This window comes from Enterobacter sp. FB, assembly GCF_000805795.1.
Taxonomy (GTDB): Bacteria; Pseudomonadota; Gammaproteobacteria; order Enterobacterales; family Enterobacteriaceae; genus Enterobacter; species Enterobacter roggenkampii.
Window position 1 is genome coordinate 1,008,586 of sequence record NZ_JSZC01000013.1, and the last position, 17,724, is coordinate 1,026,309.

The window sequence follows — 17,724 nt, forward strand, 5'->3', positions numbered from 1 at the left end:
GTTTATTTTGTGAGGATCAGTTTTCCGGCATGGGTCTGGCGCAGCAGATAGCGCTGGCCGTCATGCTCGATAATGACCCGCCCCGCATCGCCGAGCAGGGTTTTGCTGTCAATTCGACGCTCGGTAGGGGCTGGTGCTGTGTCTGTTTTTGCTGGCGTTGCCGCGCTGTTATCCGTACGTGACATAATGTTTATAAATAACAATCAATGTAACAATGATAATCATTATCAATAAACTGCAAATTTACGGCAAGCGTTTTTGTGAAAAAAGGGTGAGAGGATCAATATTGTGCAATCAAAAGCCCGGTGGCGGCTTCGCCTTACCGGGCGTACAACGGCACGAATCGTAGGCCGGGTAAGGCGAAGCCGCCCCCCGGCAGGATGTTAAAAGCGCGTGTCCACGGCTGCAGCCAGCTTCTCCAGCAGCAGCTCGCTGTCTTCCCAGCTCAGGCACGGGTCGGTGATCGACTGGCCGTACACCATCTGCTGGCCAGCAACGATTTTCTGCGTGCCTTCTTTGATAAAGCTCTCCGCCATAATCCCTGCAACGGCGGTTGAACCGCTGCGGATCTGCTGGCAGATCTCATCGCAGACGTCCAGCTGGCGGCGATGCTGCTTCTGGCAGTTGCCGTGGCTGAAGTCCACCACCAGATGTTCCGGCAGGTCGAATTCCGCCAGCGTTTCACAGGCCGCAGCAATATCTTGTGCATGATAATTGGGCTTCTTCCCGCCGCGCATGATGATATGCCCGTACGGGTTACCGCTGGTCTGGTAGATGGTCATGTGACCGCTCTTGTCCGGCGACAGGAACATGTGGCTGGCACGGGCCGCGCGGATGGCATCAACCGCAATACGGGTGTTGCCGTCGGTCCCGTTTTTAAAGCCGACCGGACAGGAGAGGGCGGAGGCCATCTCGCGGTGGATTTGGCTCTCGGTGGTGCGTGCGCCAATCGCGCCCCAGCTGATCAGATCGGCGATAAACTGCCCGGTCACCATATCAAGGAACTCGGTGGCGGTCGGCACGCCCAGCTCGTTGACCTGCAAAAGCAGCTTCCGCGCCAGCTCGATGCCGTGGTTCACGCGATAGCTGCCGTTGAGGTCAGGGTCGGAAATCAGCCCTTTCCAGCCCACCACGGTCCGCGGTTTTTCAAAGTAGGTTCGCATCACAATCTCAAGGCGGTGCTGATACTTATCCCGCAGGCCCTGAAGCCGTTTTGCATAATCCATCGCGGCATCCAGATCGTGGATGGAGCAGGGACCAATCACCACCAGAAGACGCTTGTCTTCACCATTGAGGATTTTTTCAATGCGGCGGCGGGAGGCCGTCACGTGTTCCGCAACGGCCGCGGAAACAGGATGCCGCTGGGCCAGTTCAGCCGGCGTGACCAGGCTGTCAATGCGCGCAGTGCGGAGTTCATCGGTTTTATTCATGGAATGTCTCAGAAAATTTTTGCTTCATCGGCAGACTACCGGGAAGTGATGGGCATCACCTTAAACCAATCCCTGCTGATTTCAAGTTCGGGGCGACACCGCCCCGTGGTTGCCGATGATGATACCTGAATCTGAGCTAATGTACTAGCATATTAGTACATGCGGCGATTAAGCCCCATGATGTCGAGAATTTTGGTGGCAATTTCTTCCACAGAGTAGTTGGTGCTGTTCAGCCACGGGATCTGATTTTTGCGGTACAGGGCTTCCACTTCGGAGACCTCCATCCGGCACTGGCGCATGGAGGCGTAGCGGCTGTTCTCGCGGCGCTCTTCGCGGATGGCGGCAAGGCGCTCCGGATTAATGGTCAGCCCGAACAGCTTGTGCTGCAGCGGCTTCAGGGCGGCGGGCAGCACCAGGTTATCCATATCGTCAGCGATGAACGGGTAGTTGGCGGCGCGAATGCCGAACTGCATCGCCAGGTAGAGGCTGGTCGGCGTTTTGCCGCAGCGCGACACGCCAAGCAGGATCACCTGCGCCTGGTCGAGATTACGCAGCGAGATGCCGTCGTCGTGCGCGAGGGTATAGTCAATGGCGGCGATACGGGCATCGTACTTGGTCAGGTTGCCGGGGTTCAGCCCGTGGGTACGGTGGGCGATAGGCGTTGGGTCGAGCTTCAGCTCGCTTTGCAGCGGAGCCACCAGCGCCTGCACGATATCCTGGCAGAAGCCTTCACTCTGCAGAATGATGGCGCGAATCTCGGGGATCACAATGGAGTAGAACACCAGCGGGCGGACGCCGGTCTGCTGGTAAATGGCGTCGATCTGGTCCTTCACCGCTTTGGCGCGGCTCTCATTTTCGACAAACGGCAGCGTAATGCTGTTGATCGATACGGGAAACTGCGACATCACCGCGTGGCCCAGCACCTCGGCGGTGATCGCCGTACCATCAGAAATATAAAAAACGTGACGATCGACAGCACTATCCATTTTACCCACCCTGAATATCAGACGTAATTGTCTGAAAGCATAAATTAAAAAAGTAATTTACACAGCAAAGAACTTATCCTAATTATGAATGAAACGCTGTTTTTGATTTTCCTGAAAAGTGGATTTCATTTTTCAAATAGCGACTTTATTTTTGGGGTTTCTGGCTGAATATAGAGGAATCATCGGGTTAATCGTTGATGGGAAAGTATCCGAAAAGTTGAAAATTTAAATTGCTTACACGATTCACCGTTTTTTTAGCGGAAATAATTATGCCAGTATAAATACGTAGTCAGGTGTTTCTTACTCCGATCAAATATCACAAAAGGATTGTTTCGATGTCCAACAATGGCTCGTCACCGCTGGTGCTTTGGTATAACCAACTCGGCATGAATGATGTAGACAGAGTTGGGGGCAAAAATGCCTCCCTGGGTGAAATGATTACAAACCTGTCGGGTATGGGTGTCTCCGTACCGAACGGGTTTGCCACCACCGCCGATGCCTTTAACCTGTTTTTAGACCAGAGCGGTGTTAACCAGCGCATTTACGACCTGCTGGATAAAACGGATATTGATGACGTGACCGAGCTTGCCAAAGCCGGGGCGCAGATCCGCCAGTGGATCATCGACACACCTTTCCAGCCGGAACTGGAAAAAGCCATTCACGACGCGTACAACCAGCTCTCCGCTGACGACGCGCAGGCCTCCTTTGCCGTGCGCTCTTCAGCCACCGCAGAAGACATGCCGGACGCCTCGTTTGCCGGGCAGCAGGAAACTTTCCTGAACGTCCAGGGTTACGATGCGGTGCTGGTGGCGGTGAAGCACGTGTTTGCTTCCCTGTTCAACGACCGCGCCATCTCCTATCGCGTGCACCAGGGCTACGACCATCGCGGCGTGGCGCTCTCCGCTGGCGTACAGCGCATGGTGCGCTCGGACGTGGGCTCATCCGGCGTGATGTTCTCCATTGATACCGAATCCGGCTTCGACCAGGTGGTGTTCATCACCTCCGCGTGGGGTCTGGGTGAGATGGTTGTGCAGGGTGCGGTAAACCCTGACGAATTCTACGTTCACAAGCCTACGCTGGCCGCTGGCCGTCCGGCGGTGGTGCGCCGCACCATGGGCTCGAAAAAAATCCGCATGATCTATGCCCCGACCCAGGAGCATGGCAAGCAGGTCAAAATTGAAGATGTACCGCAGGAGCAGCGCGACCGCTTCTCCCTGACCGACGCCGAAGTGCAGGAGCTGGCGAAGCAGGCGGTGCAGATTGAAAAACACTACGGCCGTCCGATGGATATCGAATGGGCGAAAGACGGGAACACCGGCAAGCTGTTTATCGTGCAGGCGCGTCCGGAAACCGTTCGCTCACGCGGCCAAGTGATGGAGCGTTACACGCTGCACGCCCAGGGCAAAATCGTGGCGGAAGGCCGTGCTATCGGTCACCGCATCGGTGCCGGTCCGGTGAAGGTGATCCACGACATCAGCGAGATGAACCGTATTGAGCCCGGCGACGTGCTGGTGACCGATATGACCGACCCGGACTGGGAACCGATCATGAAGAAAGCGGCGGCTATCGTCACCAACCGCGGCGGCCGTACCTGTCATGCGGCGATCATCGCCCGTGAGCTGGGGATTCCTGCGGTTGTCGGCTGCGGTGATGCCACCGAGCGCATGAAGGACGGACAGAACGTGACCGTCTCCTGTGCCGAAGGCGATACCGGCTACGTGTATGCCGATATTCTCGACTTCAGCGTGAAGAGCTCCAGCGTGGATACCATGCCGGACCTGCCGCTGAAGATCATGATGAACGTCGGCAACCCGGACCGCGCGTTCGACTTCGCCTGCCTGCCGAACGAAGGCGTAGGCCTGGCGCGTCTGGAATTTATCATTAACCGTATGATCGGCGTTCACCCGCGCGCGCTGCTGGAGTTTGACGACCAGGAGCCGAAGCTGCAGAACGAAATCCGCGAGATGATGAAAGGCTACGACTCGCCGAAAGAGTTCTACGTCGGCCGTCTGAGCGAAGGGATCGCGACGCTGGGTGCCGCTTTCTATCCGAAACGCGTGATTGTGCGTCTGTCTGACTTTAAGTCTAACGAATACGCCAACCTGGTCGGCGGCGAGCGCTACGAGCCGGAAGAAGAGAACCCGATGCTGGGCTTCCGCGGGGCCGGACGCTACGTGTCCGACAGCTTCCGCGACTGCTTCGCGCTGGAGTGTGAGGCGGTGAAGCGCGTGCGCAACGACATGGGGCTGACCAACGTCGAAATCATGATCCCGTTCGTGCGTACCGTCGATCAGGCGAAAGCGGTTGTTGACGAGCTGGCGCGTCAGGGTCTGAAGCGCGGCGAGAACGGGCTGAAGATCATCATGATGTGCGAAATCCCGTCCAACGCCCTGCTGGCCGAGCAGTTCCTGGAGCACTTCGACGGCTTCTCTATCGGCTCGAACGACATGACGCAGCTGACGCTGGGTCTGGACCGCGACTCCGGCGTGGTCTCCGAGCTGTTCGACGAGCGCAACGAGGCGGTCAAAGCATTGCTCTCCCTGTCCATCCGCGCGGCGAAGAAGCAGGGCAAATACGTCGGGATTTGTGGTCAGGGGCCATCCGACCATGAAGACTTTGCCGCCTGGCTGATGGAGGAGGGGATTGATAGCCTGTCCCTGAACCCGGACACCGTGGTGCAAACCTGGCTGAGCCTGGCGGAACTGAACAAGTAACGCCACGCTGACCCGAAAAGGCGAGGATATTATTCCTCGCCTTTTTTATTTCCGCCCGAATATGCTCCCCATCACAAATAAAGTAAAAAACTAAATATCATAATTTGCCTGTCAATTTAGACAATTGTTAGCGCGCAAACCGTTGCTAATACTTGAGCCTTACATGCGCATTTCCCTTCAGATGATGCGCAACTGGTTGAAATACGTTTTAACCTGATAAAAAGGCAAATAACAATGACACTCTCCTCTGTATTGCGTACCAAAGATAAAATAGGTTATGGCTTAGGTGATATGGCCAGCGCGCTGGTCTGGCAAACGGCAACGTTATTTCTCGCCTATTTCTATACGGACGTTTTTGGGCTGCCCGCCGCAATCATGGGCACCATGTTTTTAGTGGTGCGCGTGGTCGATGCGTTTGTCGACCCGTGCATTGGCGCGCTGGTGGATCGCACTCAAACGCGCCACGGCCGTTTCCGTCCCTGGCTGCTGTGGTTCGCCATTCCGTTTGGCGTGAGCTGCCTCATCACCTTCTATGTACCGGACGTGGGGCCGACGGCGAAAATCGTTTATGCCTGCCTGACCTACGCGATCTTAAGCCTGATTTACTCCGCGATTAACGTGCCTTACTGCGCTATGCCCGGTGCGCTGACGCTGGATCCCCGCGAGCGTCACTCCCTGCAGTCGTGGCGCTTTGGCCTGTCGTTTATCGGCGGATTGATTGTGACGGTGATTGCCCTGCCGCTGGTCTCATTGTTAGGACAGGGCAACGTGCAGAAAGGCTATTTCTATGCCATGAGCCTGATGGGGCTGCTGGGCATTGTGCTGTTTTTCTGCTGCTTCCTGATGACCCGCGAGCGTTATTCTCCGCGCAGTGATACTTCCGGCTCGATGCTCACCGATTTAAAACTGCTGGCCGGAAACAGCCAGTGGCGCATTGTGTTCCTGTTTAATATTTTGCTGTTAACGGCGGTGGTAACGCGCGGTTCCGCCACGATGTATTACGTGAACTACGTGCTGTTGCGCCCGGAACTGGTTTTTGCCTTTATTGTTTCCGGAATGGTCGCCTCCTTAAGCGGCGCACTATTATCTGAACGGCTGCTGGGGAAGTTTGACCGCGTGCGCGCCTACCAGTGGACCATTATTTCCTTCGTCATTTTCGGGGCGCTGATTTTCTTCCTGCCGCCTTCGCAGGTGTGGCTGATTTTTGGCCTCAACATTGTCTTTAGCTTTGTGCAAAACCTCACCACGCCGCTGCAGTGGACCATGTTCTCCGATGTGGTCGACTACGAAGAGCATCGCAGCGGCCGCCGCCTGGACGGGCTGGTTTTCTCTACCGCGCTGTTTGCCATCAAATTTGGGCTGGCGCTGGGTGGGGCAGTCGTCGGCTGGGTGCTTGGCATGGTGGATTACGCCCCGGGACAGGCAGCCCAGGCGCCGCACGTGCTCTCTACGATCAACGCCCTGTTCACCCTTATCCCTTGCGCGCTGTTCCTCTGCATGGTCGCGCTGCTTTCAATCTACAAGCTTAACAGTCGGCTGGTGGATTCCATCGCCCGGGAGCTGGCCAGCAAGCGTGAGGTGAGACCCGAAGCAGGGCCGCTCAGCCCGGCAACCCCTTCCGCACTACAGGAGTAAAACATGAAAGCTATCTATAAGGACGCGGGACGTCCCGTGCACGAGCGCGTCGCCGATTTACTGGCGCGTATGACCCCGGAAGAGAAGTTCGCCCAGATGCATGCGTACTGGCTGATCCTCGATGAAAACGGCAACCACCGCGAGCGCAGCGACCTCAGCGACGAATTCGCCGGCGTGAGCGAGCAGGCCGCGCTGAGCGAACGGCTGAAGTTGGGCGTCGGGCAGCTCACCCGTCCGCTGGGTACCCATATCGTTGACGCGAAAACCGGCGTGCGCGCCGCCAACCGCCTGCAGCGCTTGATGATGGAGGAGACGCGCCTCGGCATTCCGGCCCTGTTCCATGAAGAGTGCCTGGTGGGGCTGCTGTGCAAAGACGCCACGCTGTTCCCGTCGTCGCTGAACTACGGTTCGACCTGGGATCCGGAACTGGTGCAGCGCGCGGCAGAGCAGATTGGCAAAGAGGCGCGATCCGTCGGCTGCCAGCAGGGGCTGGCGCCGGTGCTGGACGTTTCCCGCGACGTGCGCTGGGGGCGAACCGAAGAGACCTTCGGGGAAGATCCCTGGCTGGTGGGCGTGATGGCGACCGCCTACGTGAAGGGCTTACAGGGCGATAGGCGCGACCTGCTGGCGACGCTCAAGCACTACGTGGGCCACTCGTTCAGCGAAGGAGCGCGCAACCATGCGCCGGTACATCTGGGCTTTAGCGAACTGAACGACACCTTCCTGCTGCCGTTTGAAATGGCGGTTAAGCTGGCAAACGCCGGTTCGGTCATGCCCGCCTACCACGATATCGACAATCAGCCGGGGCACAGCGACAGCTTCCTGCTGACCACCGTCCTGCGCGAACAGTGGGGCTTCGACGGCATTATTGTGGCGGACTACGGCGGCGTCAGCCTGCTGCACCAGCATCACGGCATTTCCCACGATGCGGCCGAATCCGCCGCGCTGGCCTTCAACGCCGGGCTGGACGTTGAGCTGCCGAAAGATGACTGCGCACGCCATCTGGCAGACGCCGTTGAGCGCGGGCTGATCTCTATGGCGAAAGTGGATGAGATTGTGGGCCGTGTGCTGACCGAAAAATTCCGTCTCGGCCTGTTTGAGAACCCGTATGCCGATGAAAACGGCATCGATCTGCAAAATGAGATGACCCGCCAGGTGGCGCGGGAGGTGGCGACAAAATCGGTCACGCTGCTGGAAAACAACGGCATTCTGCCGCTGAATGGTAAACCCCGCGTGGTGCTGGTGGGGCCGACGGCAGACGATCCGCTGGCGTTGCTCAGCGGCTACAGCTTTCCGGTGCATCTGATCATCAGCGATATGGTGGAGGAGACCTCGCAGGTGACGACCCCGCGCGCGGCGCTGGAGCACTACCTCGGCGCGTCTCAGGTCCGTTACGCCAAAGGGTGTCACATCATCGAGAAACGGATGGCGGGTGCGCCGGTCTTCCCGGGCGACAGCGGCGGTAAACCGATGCAGCAGTCTCCCGTGTCGCAAAGCACCGCCCTTATCCCCGAGGCTGTCAACGCCGCGCAGGAGAGTGACGTGGTGGTGGCCTGCGTGGGCGATCTCGCCGGGCTGTTCCAGAGCGGTACCGTGGGGGAAGGTTCCGACACCGACTCACTGAATCTGCCGGGCGTGCAGCAACAGCTGCTGGAGGCGCTGGTGGCGACGGGCAAACCGGTGATTGTCGTGATGACCGGCGGGCGTCCTTACACTCTTCAGGGCCTGGAGGACAAGGTGGCCGCGCTGATCGTGGCCTGGGCACCGGGGCAGGAAGGGGGCTGGGCCATTGCGGACGTGTTAACGGGACGTGCAGAGCCGCAGGGGCGTCTGGTGGTGAGCGTGCCGAAAAGCGCCGGGGCCATGCCGTATTACTACAATCACAAGCTTAAAAGCGGGGGCACGCCGTTTGCGTTCCACTTCGGTTCACGTTATCCGTTTGGCTTCGGCCTCGGCTGGACGACGTTTCGCTGGAATGCTGCCCGCGTCGCTGCAAGCAGCGTGCCGGTCGACGGCGAGGTGACGCTGAGCGTGGATATCACCAATACCGGGGAACGCAGCGGCAGCGAGGTGGTGCAGGTTTACGTCAGGGATAAGGTCGCCACCCAGGTTCGGCCGCTCCAGGAGCTGAAGGCCTTCCAGCGCGTCACGCTCTCGCCGGGCGAAACCGCCACGCTCAGCTTTACGCTGCCGGTGGAGATGTTCAACTTCACCCGTCGCGACGGGAAACGCATCGTTGAGCCGGGCGAGTTTGAACTGCAGGTTGGCGCATCGTCGGCGGATATCCGCCAGGTGGTGACGGTCAATGTGACCGGGGAAACGCGGGTGCTGCCTGCCGAGTGGCGGATGCTCAGTACCTGTGAGGTTACGCGCGCGTAGTCAGGATAAAAAAAAGCCCATCGTGGGAGATGGGCAAAGACTACACACAGCAATTCGTTGTTTCACTCAGGGGATTTCCATGCTTATAAATCAAGGTGTTGATTTATAACCGTGTGCTAATAGTAGGCATGTCCGCTTTTAGCGTCGATCGGATTCGTCTCAATAGTTAAAGAGATATAAAGATTTCTTGAGGTTATGAGCAGATTGAGTGCAGAAATTGCGGGTCTGACCAGTGTGCAACGAATAAATACTTTAGCAGCGTTAAAGTATTGGGTGGGGGGATGTAGGCCGGGTAAGCGTTAGCGCCACCCGGCAAAAACTTAATGCGTGTTCTTCTCTTCCAGCTCTTCCAGTTCGCTCAAAATCACGTCCGGGTCGGTTCCCGGCGGCGGAATTTCATGCACCCAGGCGGAGAACAGACGCCAGGTAACGGCGAGCAGCACCGGGCCGATAAACAGGCCAATCATGCCGAAGGCAATCAAGCCGCCAATAACCCCGGAGAGGATCAGGATCAGCGGCAGGTCTGCGCCCATACGGATAAGAATCGGGCGAATGACGTTATCCATGGTGCCGACCACGCAGCTCCAGACCAGCAGCACCGTTCCCCATGTGGTATCTCCCGTCCAGTAGAGCCAGATAATGCAGGGCACCAGCACCAGCAGCGGCCCCAGTTGTGCAAGACAGGTCATCAGCATGACAACGGTGAATATCGTGGCATACGGTACGCCGGAAATCGCCAGACCAATACCGCCCAGCACCGCCTGCACCAGCGCGGTGACCACCACGCCCAGCGCTACCGCGCGTACGGCCTGCGCTGCCAGCAGTACCGCCGCGTCACCGCGTTTGCCCGCCAGGCGGGTGGCAAAGTGACGAACGCCCAAAGCCACCTGCTCACCGCGCCAGTAAAGCAGGGCGCTGAAGAGCAGCATCAGGGTACAGTGCATCATAAAGCGGCCAATATGCGCCGCCTGACCCACAAACCAGGTGGTGGTGGTGCCAATATACGGGCGCACTTTTGCCATCAGCGCGCTGCCGCCCATCTCCAGCAGGCTGTGCCAGCCGCTGTAGAGCTTGGTGCCCACGACCGGAATGCTGTTCAGCCAGGTGAGATCCGGCAGCGTGAGATCGCCGCTGGTCACGGCGCGGATCACCGGGCCGCTGGAGTCGACGAGACTGTTTACCAGCAGCGCAATGGGAATAATAAACAGCAGGAACAGCAGCAGCGTCATGACCAGCACCGCTAACCCGCGGCGGCCGAACAGCAGCTTCTGCAAGCGCAGCAGCAGAGGCCACGTGGCAACGACAACGGTCGCGGCCCAGGCGAAGCCAAGAATAAAGGGTTGAACAATCCACAGACACGCAATAATCATGAGGGCCAGGAACAGCACCGACAGCAAAATTTGCGCAACATCCCTGGGCTGGCGAAGATTGACCATAAATGAAACTTTCCTTAAAAGAACGCCAGCGCGGCTGGCGGGAACGGAAAACCGCATCTCTTTAATCATTAATGATCTCAGCGGTTTTTGACAGGCGGATTTTGCCCGTAATTCTACGAAGCACATAAGAAAAAAATGTGATAAAACTTTCCGGACACAACGCAAACGATTTCACATTACTCTAATTAGGGTCGACAGTCATGATCCCACAGATTTCCCAGGCACCCGGCGTCGTTCAGCTGGTGCTTAATTTTTTGCAGGCACTGGAGCAACAGGGTTTTACAGGTGATACCGCCACGAACTATGCCGACAGGCTGACGATGGCAACCGATAACAGTATTTACCAGCTTCTTCCCGATGCCGTCGTTTTCCCTCGTTCTACGGCCGACGTGGCGCTGATTGCCCGACTCGCCACGCAGGAGCGCTTTGCCTCGCTGGTCTTTACGCCGCGCGGCGGCGGCACCGGGACCAACGGTCAGGCGCTGAACCAGGGCATCATTGTTGATATGTCGCGCTATATGAACCGCATCATTGAGATCAACCCGGAAGAGGGGTGGGTGCGGGTCGAAGCGGGCGTTATCAAAGATCAGCTTAACCAGTACCTCAAGCCTTACGGCTACTTTTTTGCCCCGGAACTTTCCACCAGTAACCGCGCGACCCTCGGCGGGATGATCAACACGGATGCCTCCGGTCAGGGCTCGCTGGTCTACGGCAAAACCTCCGATCACGTGCTGGGCGTGCGTGCGGTTCTGCTGGGCGGCGATATTCTCGATACGCAGCCGATGCCGGTCGAACTGGCGGAAACGCTGGGGAAAGATAACACCGCCAGCGGACGCATCTACCGTACCGTGCTGGAGCGCTGCCGCGACAACCGCCAGCTTATTCTCGACAAATTCCCCAAACTGAACCGCTTCTTAACGGGCTACGACCTGCGCCACGTCTTTAACGACGACCTGACCCAGTTCGATTTAACCCGCGTGCTCACCGGTTCCGAAGGGACGCTGGCGTTTATCACCGAGGCGCGGCTGGATATCACCCGCCTGCCGAAGGTGCGTCGTCTGGTGAACGTCAAATATGACTCTTTCGACTCCGCCCTGCGCAATGCGCCGTTTATGGTGGAGGCGAAAGCGCTGTCGGTTGAGACGGTCGACTCCAAAGTGCTCAACCTGGCCCGGGAAGATATTGTCTGGCACTCCGTCAGCGATCTCATTACCGACGTGCCGGACAAAGAGATGCTCGGTCTTAACATCGTGGAATTTGCTGGCGACGACGCGGCGCTGATTGAGAGCCAGGTCACCACGCTCTGCCAGCGGCTGGATGAGCTGATTTCGCAGGGCGAAGGCGGCGTGATCGGCTGGCAACTCTGTAACGATCTGGCCGGGATTGAGCGTATCTATGCGATGCGTAAAAAAGCCGTGGGTCTGCTCGGCAATGCGAAAGGGGCGGCGAAGCCGATTCCCTTTGCCGAAGATACCTGCGTGCCGCCTGAGCATCTGGCGGATTATATCGTCGAGTTTCGCGCCCTGCTGGACAGCCACGGCCTGAGCTACGGCATGTTTGGCCACGTCGATGCCGGGGTGCTGCACGTGCGTCCGGCGCTGGATATGTGCGACCCGCAGCAGGAGATCCTGATGAAGCAGATCTCCGACGACGTGGTGGCCTTAACCGCTAAATACGGCGGTCTGCTTTGGGGCGAGCACGGGAAAGGGTTCCGCGCAGAATACAGTCCGGCGTTCTTCGGCGAACAGCTCTATGCGGAGCTGCGCAAGGTGAAAGCGGCTTTCGACCCGCATAACCGCCTCAACCCGGGTAAAATCTGCCCGCCAGAAGGCGTGGACGCCCCCATGCTGCAGGTGGATGCCGTCAAGCGCGGCACCTACGACAGACAGATCCCGATTGCGGTGCGCTCCTCCTGGCGCGGCGCGATGGAGTGCAACGGCAACGGCCTGTGCTTTAACTTTGACGTGAAAAGCCCGATGTGTCCGTCAATGAAAATCACCAGCAACCGCATTCATTCGCCGAAAGGGAGGGCGACGCTGGTGCGCGAGTGGCTGCGTCTGCTGGCGGACCGTGGCGTCGATCCTCTCAGGCTGGAGCAGGAGCTGCCGGAAAAACGGGCCAGCCTGCGCTCGCTGATTGAGCGCACCCGCAACAGCTGGCATGCCAACAAGGGCGAGTATGATTTCTCCCATGAGGTGAAAGAGGCGATGTCCGGCTGTCTGGCCTGTAAAGCCTGCTCGACCCAGTGCCCGATTAAAATCGACGTCCCGGAATTCCGCTCGCGCTTCCTGCAGCTTTACCACACGCGCTATCTGCGTCCGGTACGCGACCATCTGGTGGCGACGGTAGAGAGCTATGCGCCGCTGATGGCGCGCGCGCCGAAGACCTTCAACTTCTTTATCAACCAGCCGCTGGTGCGCAAGCTTTCCGAAAAGCATATCGGCATGGTCGATCTGCCGCTGCTGTCGGTGCCGTCTCTGCAGCGCCAGCTCGTCGGGCATCGTTCGGCGAACATGACCCTGGAGCAGTTGGAGGCGCTCACGCCCGAGCAAAAAGCGAAGGTGGTGCTGGTGGTGCAGGATCCGTTTACCAGCTACTACGATGCCCAGGTGGTTGCGGACTTTATCCGCCTGTCGGAAAAGCTGGGCTATCAGCCGGTTGTGCTGCCGTTCTCGCCCAACGGCAAGGCGCAGCACATTAAAGGCTTCCTGACGCGCTTTGCGAAGACCGCGCAGAAAACATCTGACTTCTTAAACCGCGTGGCGCAACTCGGGATACCGATGGTCGGCGTCGACCCGGCGCTGGTGCTGTGCTACCGCGATGAATACAGGCAGACGCTGGGCGATAAGCGCGGTGATTTCCACGTCATGCTGGTGCACGAGTGGCTGCCGACGGCCCTGGAAGACAAAGCGGTTCAGGACGTCAGCGGTGAGCCGTGGTATCTGTTCGGACACTGCACGGAAGTCACCGCGCTGCCTGGCGCCCCCGCGCAGTGGGCGTCCGTCTTTGCCCGCTTCGGCGCGAAGCTGGAGAGCGTTAGCGTGGGCTGCTGCGGCATGGCCGGCACGTACGGACACGAAGTGAAAAACCACGCCAACTCGCTCGGCATTTATGAGCTGTCCTGGCATCAGGCGATGCAGCGCTTGCCGCGAAACCGCTGTCTGGCGACGGGATACTCCTGCCGCAGCCAGGTGAAACGGGTAGAGGGTAACGGCGTACGCCACCCATTGCAGGCTTTACTGGAGATAATTGGATGATCTGGAAACGTGCCGTGACGCTGCAGGCGCTGAACGCCATGGGCGAGGGGAATATGGTGGGGCTGCTGGATATCCAGTTCACCCGCATTGGCGACGATGACATTGAGGCCACCATGCCTGTCGATCATCGCACCCACCAGCCGTTTGGTTTATTGCACGGCGGGGCGTCCGTCGTGCTGGCCGAAACCCTGGGCTCGGTGGCGGGATATCTCTGTACCGAAGGGGAGCAGAAGGTGGTCGGACTCGAGGTGAATGCTAATCATATCCGCTCGGTACGCAGCGGGCGCGTGCGCGGCGTGTGCCGCGCGCTGCACGCCGGTAGTCGCCACCAGGTGTGGCAGATTGACATTCTCGACGAGCAGGATCGCCTGTGCTGCTCTTCAAGGTTGACGACAGCGGTCGTGTAAAGTTTTCAGATGTTTTGCCTTTGGTCAAAAACTAGCCAGCGGGTTGTGATATACTGGTCAGGTTTTGTACATAAGCGAGGACATCATGGATACTGAAATAACCCCAACACAGCTGGCAATTGAATATTTACGTCGCGATAAGAGCAATCTGTCCCCGGCGCAGTACCTGAAAAAGCTGAAACAGCTTGAGCTGGAATTTACAGATTTGCTGGCGCTCTCTTCGAATGAGCTGAAAGAAGAGATCTACTTTGCCTGGCGGTTGGGCGTTCACGTCCATTGAGAGAGTAATGTTGAAAAGGCCGCAACTGCGGCCTTTTTTGTGCCTGAGATTCAGTATTTAGCGGGGAGCTTGTTGATTTTGATAAGCCTGCCTTCTTCCATTTCGATAAATCCGCCGGTTTTCAAATCCGCCAGAATGCGCATCACGCCGCTGCGGGAGAGGTGGGTTTTATCGCGAATATAGCGTTCAGCGGTTATCGATTTGCGAAAAGTGTCTTCTTCGCGCATCAAATCGATTAACTGTCCACGAATAATCTCATAGGCAGAGGGCGCAATTCGATGAAGCATGTTTTTATAGAGGCGATTGGTAACATGCATAATATGTTGAGATAGAATGTTCCAGAGATTGTGGGTTTCCACAACTTCCCGCGCTTTTTCTACCGAGATAACACCCGTCAGCCCTGGTGTAATGACTTTACAATACTCATCAAAAAAGACGTCCGTCACATTGCCTATCCCAAACAAAGCGGGGGCCTGCACGGTGAACAACAGGGTCTCATCATCCCGGCGGTAGGAGGCCACGCTTCCCTCCAGTATGAGGTAGCACATGGCCTCACCATGAATTGTATGCTCTAAACGTTCTCCGACGACTGTCGTATGAAAGACAGCAAAGGGACGCAGATGTGCAATTAGTTCACTCGCGAAAGGTGATGAGCGATAACGATCATCTGCGATGTCCTCAAAATCTGGCATAGATAACGACCTTACTGTTTCATTGTATTATCGAAACATTATAGCGCCGACAGGGCTTTCAGGCTCTAACTCAGCAAGGTGTTATCAATACTTTAACGGTAAATGATTTATCTCCTGTAGAACCCCACGCTGCATCGTAATGTATCCGCCTGTTCTGAGTTCGGAGAGGATCCGCATGATGCCGCTACGTGAAAGCCATGTACGGCTCTTAATGTAATTTGCCGCAGTAGTATGTTCCCGAATGGACTCGGGTTCCTGCATAAGCTCCACGAGCTGAGTGCAGATAATATCGTACGCGGACAGCTGCGATATCATCGCGCAATGCTCGTATACCCGGGAAGCCGAATACATTAGCAGCCTGGCGAAGTGTTCCCACAAATTGTCATTCGCAATGATCTGATTGAAGCTGGCGAGCGCCAGCATACCAATCTCAGATGTTTCTAACGCCCTGACGTACATATGGCCGTTGGTATGCTGGTTACTGACGCCCAGAACAAAGGGAGCCGACTCAGAGTTGAGAATGATGCCATCCCCTCGACGGTGCAGGGCAACGCTGCCGCTTAACAATAAAAAGCAATAGCGTGCTTCGTCGCGATAATAGTGCATAACCTCACCTTTCTCGATTACCATCCGCTCTGAGAATGGCACCATGTGATTAATGAGTAATTCAATTGCGGAGAAAGGTTTTGTCGCTAAGGCGGAGATCCGCGCCTGAGGGGATAACGTCTCTAGCCTGGTATTCATAGTTAACCTCTGTTTTAACCGGTGCAGTTGAGCATGCGCACATAGCCGCATTATCTAAAACGTTAAGCACCAGGGAAATATACCCTACCGGTCTAAATGTAGACCGTTAAAGTAATAGTTATTATAAGTTCTTGATTTATTTATTAGCGAGTGACTGGTCTATGTTTGGACTGGTTTTTTATTTGAATGTAAGAATTTTCTTGGGCTTTGATTCTGTATGTGAAGTTATTAAAAGGTTAATGTTTTCTTTATAGGGTTAAGGTCTACAGTTGGACTGAAAATTAAATTGTCTTTTATCGGGCATTTTAATAAATTTCGTTTCAGCCAGTGAACAGCATTGAAGCTCCTGTCTTGTTTGCAGACGTTGTCTGTTATTTAAAGGGAGAGGGTTCAACGTTATGCTTACGGCACTTTTAAAACCGGCACATATAAATGGTCGAATAAACCATAGGGATGATGTTGCCGAAATGATAGTTATAAATAAAGTTACTAAGGATATAAATCATGAAAAAGACGATTATTGCTGCTGCTTTCGCTGCGACTGCTGCTCTGACCATGTCTAATGCATTCGCTTCTGCTGGTACCGTTAATTTTACCGGCGAAATCATCGATGCAGCGTGCACCGTTGATGCGGGTTCTGTAAACCAGACCGTTGATCTGGGCCGTTACAGCAAATCTGAATTTACCGCTGCTGGCGATAAAACCGCTGCGACTAAATTCTCAATCGTTCTGACCAACTGCCCGGCAACCGTAACTGGCGCAACCATCAAGTTTGACGGTTCTGCAGATCCAGCAAACTCTAACCTGCTGGCTGTAACCGGTGGCGCAACGGGTGTTGCTATTAACCTGATGACGGCTGATAGCCAGGATCTGCCGCTGGCGGGTGTTAACAGCCACGTATACAGCCTGGCTGAAACTGTACCAAACACGCTGGACTTCTTTGCTCAGTACGAAGCAACGTCTGCAACTGTTGGCGTAGGTCCAGCAAACGGTGTAGCTAACTTCTCCGTTAGCTACCAGTAATCTTCCTGACCGGAAAAATATATGAGGGCCGGTATACGGCCCTTTTTTATCGAGGTGTAAAATGAATTTTCTTAGCAAAACTTTAATTGCCTGCGCAGTGATTTCAGCAAGCGTGTCCGCCGCCAATGCGGGTGTTATTATTGGCGGAACGCGTGTCGTCTATGATGGCAATAAAAAAGAAGCTTCCATTGATGTTAACAACCCGGATAAGACGCCGTACCTTATTCAGTCATGGGTTGAGACATTAAATGGTGGCGCTGAGAAAGCTCCTTTTATTATTACCCCTCCACTTTATCGTCTCGATGGTGGACAGCAAAACATTGAGCGTGTCGTTGTGACCGGCAATTTGCCACAGGATAAAGAAAGTCTCTACTGGCTAAATATTAAAGCGATACCGTCAGCGCCCAAAAAAGATAATACGCTGCAAATTGCGATTAAAACGCGCATTAAGCTGATATACCGTCCGGCAGGCTTAAAGTCTCAGCAGCCGCAGGAGTTGAGTCATCAGTTAACCTGGCGCCGGAATGGAAATCAACTTCAGGTTACCAACCCAACCAGCTATGTCATTAACTTCAATGAAATCAGTCTGGGCGGTAAAAAAATTGAAAATGTTTCGTATGTACTTCCTGGGGAATCAATGAATTTCACGCTGCCTGCTGGCGCTAACTCAACCTCTATTAATTATAAAGTCATTAATGATTATGGGGCGGTGAGTGACGTGCAAAGCGCAAGCTTGTGAAA

General features: G+C 56.0%; 14 protein-coding genes and 1 other RNA gene. 8 read left to right on the top strand and 7 right to left on the bottom strand.

Annotated features, from left to right (window positions below):
- Positions 1 to 2: 2 nt before the first annotated feature.
- The 3 genes from hemP to ppsR form a co-directional block, all read right to left on the bottom strand.
- Entirely contained in the window at positions 3 to 185 is a 183-nt protein-coding gene (gene hemP, locus PI91_RS11715; RefSeq protein ID WP_021241095.1) for a hemin uptake protein HemP, read from the bottom strand.
- 198 nt (positions 186 to 383) lie between these two features.
- Complete coding sequence (gene aroH, locus PI91_RS11720) at positions 384 to 1,430, bottom strand: 3-deoxy-7-phosphoheptulonate synthase AroH (RefSeq protein ID WP_008500645.1); 1,047 nt, start codon at positions 1,428 to 1,430, stop codon at positions 384 to 386.
- A gap of 152 nt (positions 1,431 to 1,582) precedes the next feature.
- A complete protein-coding gene (gene ppsR / locus PI91_RS11725; protein WP_008500644.1) occupies positions 1,583 to 2,416 on the bottom strand; it encodes a posphoenolpyruvate synthetase regulatory kinase/phosphorylase PpsR in 834 nt (277 codons plus the stop codon).
- Positions 2,417 to 2,751: 335 nt separating this feature from the next.
- Between ppsR and ppsA the strand changes: the two genes are divergently transcribed.
- The 3 genes from ppsA (at position 2,752) to PI91_RS11740 (ending at position 9,144) form a co-directional block, all read left to right on the top strand.
- Positions 2,752 to 5,130 carry a phosphoenolpyruvate synthase gene (ppsA, locus tag PI91_RS11730; RefSeq protein WP_039266172.1) on the top strand — a complete coding sequence of 793 codons (2,379 nt, stop codon included), beginning with the start codon at positions 2,752 to 2,754 and terminating at the stop codon, positions 5,128 to 5,130.
- A gap of 234 nt (positions 5,131 to 5,364) precedes the next feature.
- Positions 5,365 to 6,765 carry an MFS transporter gene (locus PI91_RS11735; RefSeq protein WP_023292663.1) on the top strand — a complete coding sequence of 467 codons (1,401 nt, stop codon included), beginning with the start codon at positions 5,365 to 5,367 and terminating at the stop codon, positions 6,763 to 6,765.
- Positions 6,766 to 6,768: 3 nt separating this feature from the next.
- Positions 6,769 to 9,144: a glycoside hydrolase family 3 N-terminal domain-containing protein gene (locus PI91_RS11740; RefSeq protein ID WP_039266173.1), complete on the top strand. Its 2,376-nt coding sequence runs from the start codon at positions 6,769 to 6,771 to the stop codon at positions 9,142 to 9,144.
- 5 nt (positions 9,145 to 9,149) lie between these two features.
- Here PI91_RS11740 and rprA read toward each other — a convergent pair.
- An RNA gene (rprA, locus tag PI91_RS24700) (antisense sRNA RprA) lies at positions 9,150 to 9,257 on the bottom strand.
- A gap of 207 nt (positions 9,258 to 9,464) precedes the next feature.
- Positions 9,465 to 10,580: an AI-2E family transporter YdiK gene (ydiK, locus tag PI91_RS11745; RefSeq protein ID WP_039266174.1), complete on the bottom strand. Its 1,116-nt coding sequence runs from the start codon at positions 10,578 to 10,580 to the stop codon at positions 9,465 to 9,467.
- A gap of 200 nt (positions 10,581 to 10,780) precedes the next feature.
- Between ydiK and PI91_RS11750 the strand changes: the two genes are divergently transcribed.
- From PI91_RS11750 to PI91_RS11760, 3 genes are all read left to right on the top strand, one after another.
- Positions 10,781 to 13,837, top strand: a complete 3,057-nt coding sequence (locus PI91_RS11750) for an FAD-binding and (Fe-S)-binding domain-containing protein (protein ID WP_039266175.1) — start codon at positions 10,781 to 10,783, stop codon at positions 13,835 to 13,837.
- The gene (menI, locus tag PI91_RS11755; protein ID WP_008500638.1) at positions 13,834 to 14,244 is read left to right on the top strand and encodes a 1,4-dihydroxy-2-naphthoyl-CoA hydrolase; all 411 of its coding nucleotides are present in this window, start codon (positions 13,834 to 13,836) and stop codon (positions 14,242 to 14,244) included. The genes PI91_RS11750 and menI overlap by 4 nt, the downstream gene beginning before the upstream one ends.
- Positions 14,245 to 14,329: 85 nt before the next feature.
- Positions 14,330 to 14,524: a YdiH family protein gene (locus PI91_RS11760; protein WP_003857766.1), complete on the top strand. Its 195-nt coding sequence runs from the start codon at positions 14,330 to 14,332 to the stop codon at positions 14,522 to 14,524.
- A gap of 50 nt (positions 14,525 to 14,574) precedes the next feature.
- Here the strand turns inward: PI91_RS11760 and PI91_RS11765 are convergent, their stop codons facing one another.
- Both PI91_RS11765 and PI91_RS11770 read right to left on the bottom strand, forming a co-directional pair.
- Positions 14,575 to 15,216 (bottom strand): winged helix-turn-helix transcriptional regulator, encoded by a 642-nt coding sequence (locus PI91_RS11765; RefSeq protein ID WP_032651560.1) that lies wholly within the window; start codon positions 15,214 to 15,216, stop codon positions 14,575 to 14,577.
- Positions 15,217 to 15,300: 84 nt separating this feature from the next.
- Positions 15,301 to 15,960, bottom strand: a complete 660-nt coding sequence (locus PI91_RS11770; protein WP_032651561.1) for a winged helix-turn-helix transcriptional regulator — start codon at positions 15,958 to 15,960, stop codon at positions 15,301 to 15,303.
- A 504-nt stretch (positions 15,961 to 16,464) separates the two neighbouring features.
- Between PI91_RS11770 and PI91_RS11775 the strand changes: the two genes are divergently transcribed.
- Together PI91_RS11775 and PI91_RS11780 are read left to right on the top strand one after the other, a co-directional pair.
- On the top strand, positions 16,465 to 16,983 hold the full coding sequence (locus tag PI91_RS11775; protein ID WP_032651563.1) for a fimbrial protein: 519 nt from the start codon (positions 16,465 to 16,467) through the stop codon (positions 16,981 to 16,983).
- A 61-nt stretch (positions 16,984 to 17,044) separates the two neighbouring features.
- Positions 17,045 to 17,722, top strand: coding sequence for a molecular chaperone (locus PI91_RS11780; RefSeq protein WP_032651564.1), 678 nt, complete (start codon positions 17,045 to 17,047; stop codon positions 17,720 to 17,722).
- The last annotated feature ends 2 nt before the right edge of the window (positions 17,723 to 17,724 follow it).

Excerpts from the sequence above, each read along its gene's own strand:
- hemP (WP_021241095.1), bottom strand. The coding sequence starts at position 185 with ATGTCACGTACGGATAACAGCGCGGCAACGCCAGCAAAAACAGACACA.
- aroH (WP_008500645.1), bottom strand. The coding sequence starts at position 1,430 with ATGAATAAAACCGATGAACTCCGCACTGCGCGCATTGACAGCCTGGTC.
- ppsR (WP_008500644.1), bottom strand. The coding sequence starts at position 2,416 with ATGGATAGTGCTGTCGATCGTCACGTTTTTTATATTTCTGATGGTACG.
- ppsA (WP_039266172.1), top strand. The coding sequence starts at position 2,752 with ATGTCCAACAATGGCTCGTCACCGCTGGTGCTTTGGTATAACCAACTC.
- PI91_RS11735 (WP_023292663.1), top strand. The coding sequence starts at position 5,365 with ATGACACTCTCCTCTGTATTGCGTACCAAAGATAAAATAGGTTATGGC.
- PI91_RS11740 (WP_039266173.1), top strand. The coding sequence starts at position 6,769 with ATGAAAGCTATCTATAAGGACGCGGGACGTCCCGTGCACGAGCGCGTC.
- ydiK (WP_039266174.1), bottom strand. The coding sequence starts at position 10,580 with ATGGTCAATCTTCGCCAGCCCAGGGATGTTGCGCAAATTTTGCTGTCG.
- PI91_RS11750 (WP_039266175.1), top strand. The coding sequence starts at position 10,781 with ATGATCCCACAGATTTCCCAGGCACCCGGCGTCGTTCAGCTGGTGCTT.
- menI (WP_008500638.1), top strand. The coding sequence starts at position 13,834 with ATGATCTGGAAACGTGCCGTGACGCTGCAGGCGCTGAACGCCATGGGC.
- PI91_RS11760 (WP_003857766.1), top strand. The coding sequence starts at position 14,330 with ATGGATACTGAAATAACCCCAACACAGCTGGCAATTGAATATTTACGT.
- PI91_RS11765 (WP_032651560.1), bottom strand. The coding sequence starts at position 15,216 with ATGCCAGATTTTGAGGACATCGCAGATGATCGTTATCGCTCATCACCT.
- PI91_RS11770 (WP_032651561.1), bottom strand. The coding sequence starts at position 15,960 with ATGAATACCAGGCTAGAGACGTTATCCCCTCAGGCGCGGATCTCCGCC.
- PI91_RS11775 (WP_032651563.1), top strand. The coding sequence starts at position 16,465 with ATGAAAAAGACGATTATTGCTGCTGCTTTCGCTGCGACTGCTGCTCTG.
- PI91_RS11780 (WP_032651564.1), top strand. The coding sequence starts at position 17,045 with ATGAATTTTCTTAGCAAAACTTTAATTGCCTGCGCAGTGATTTCAGCA.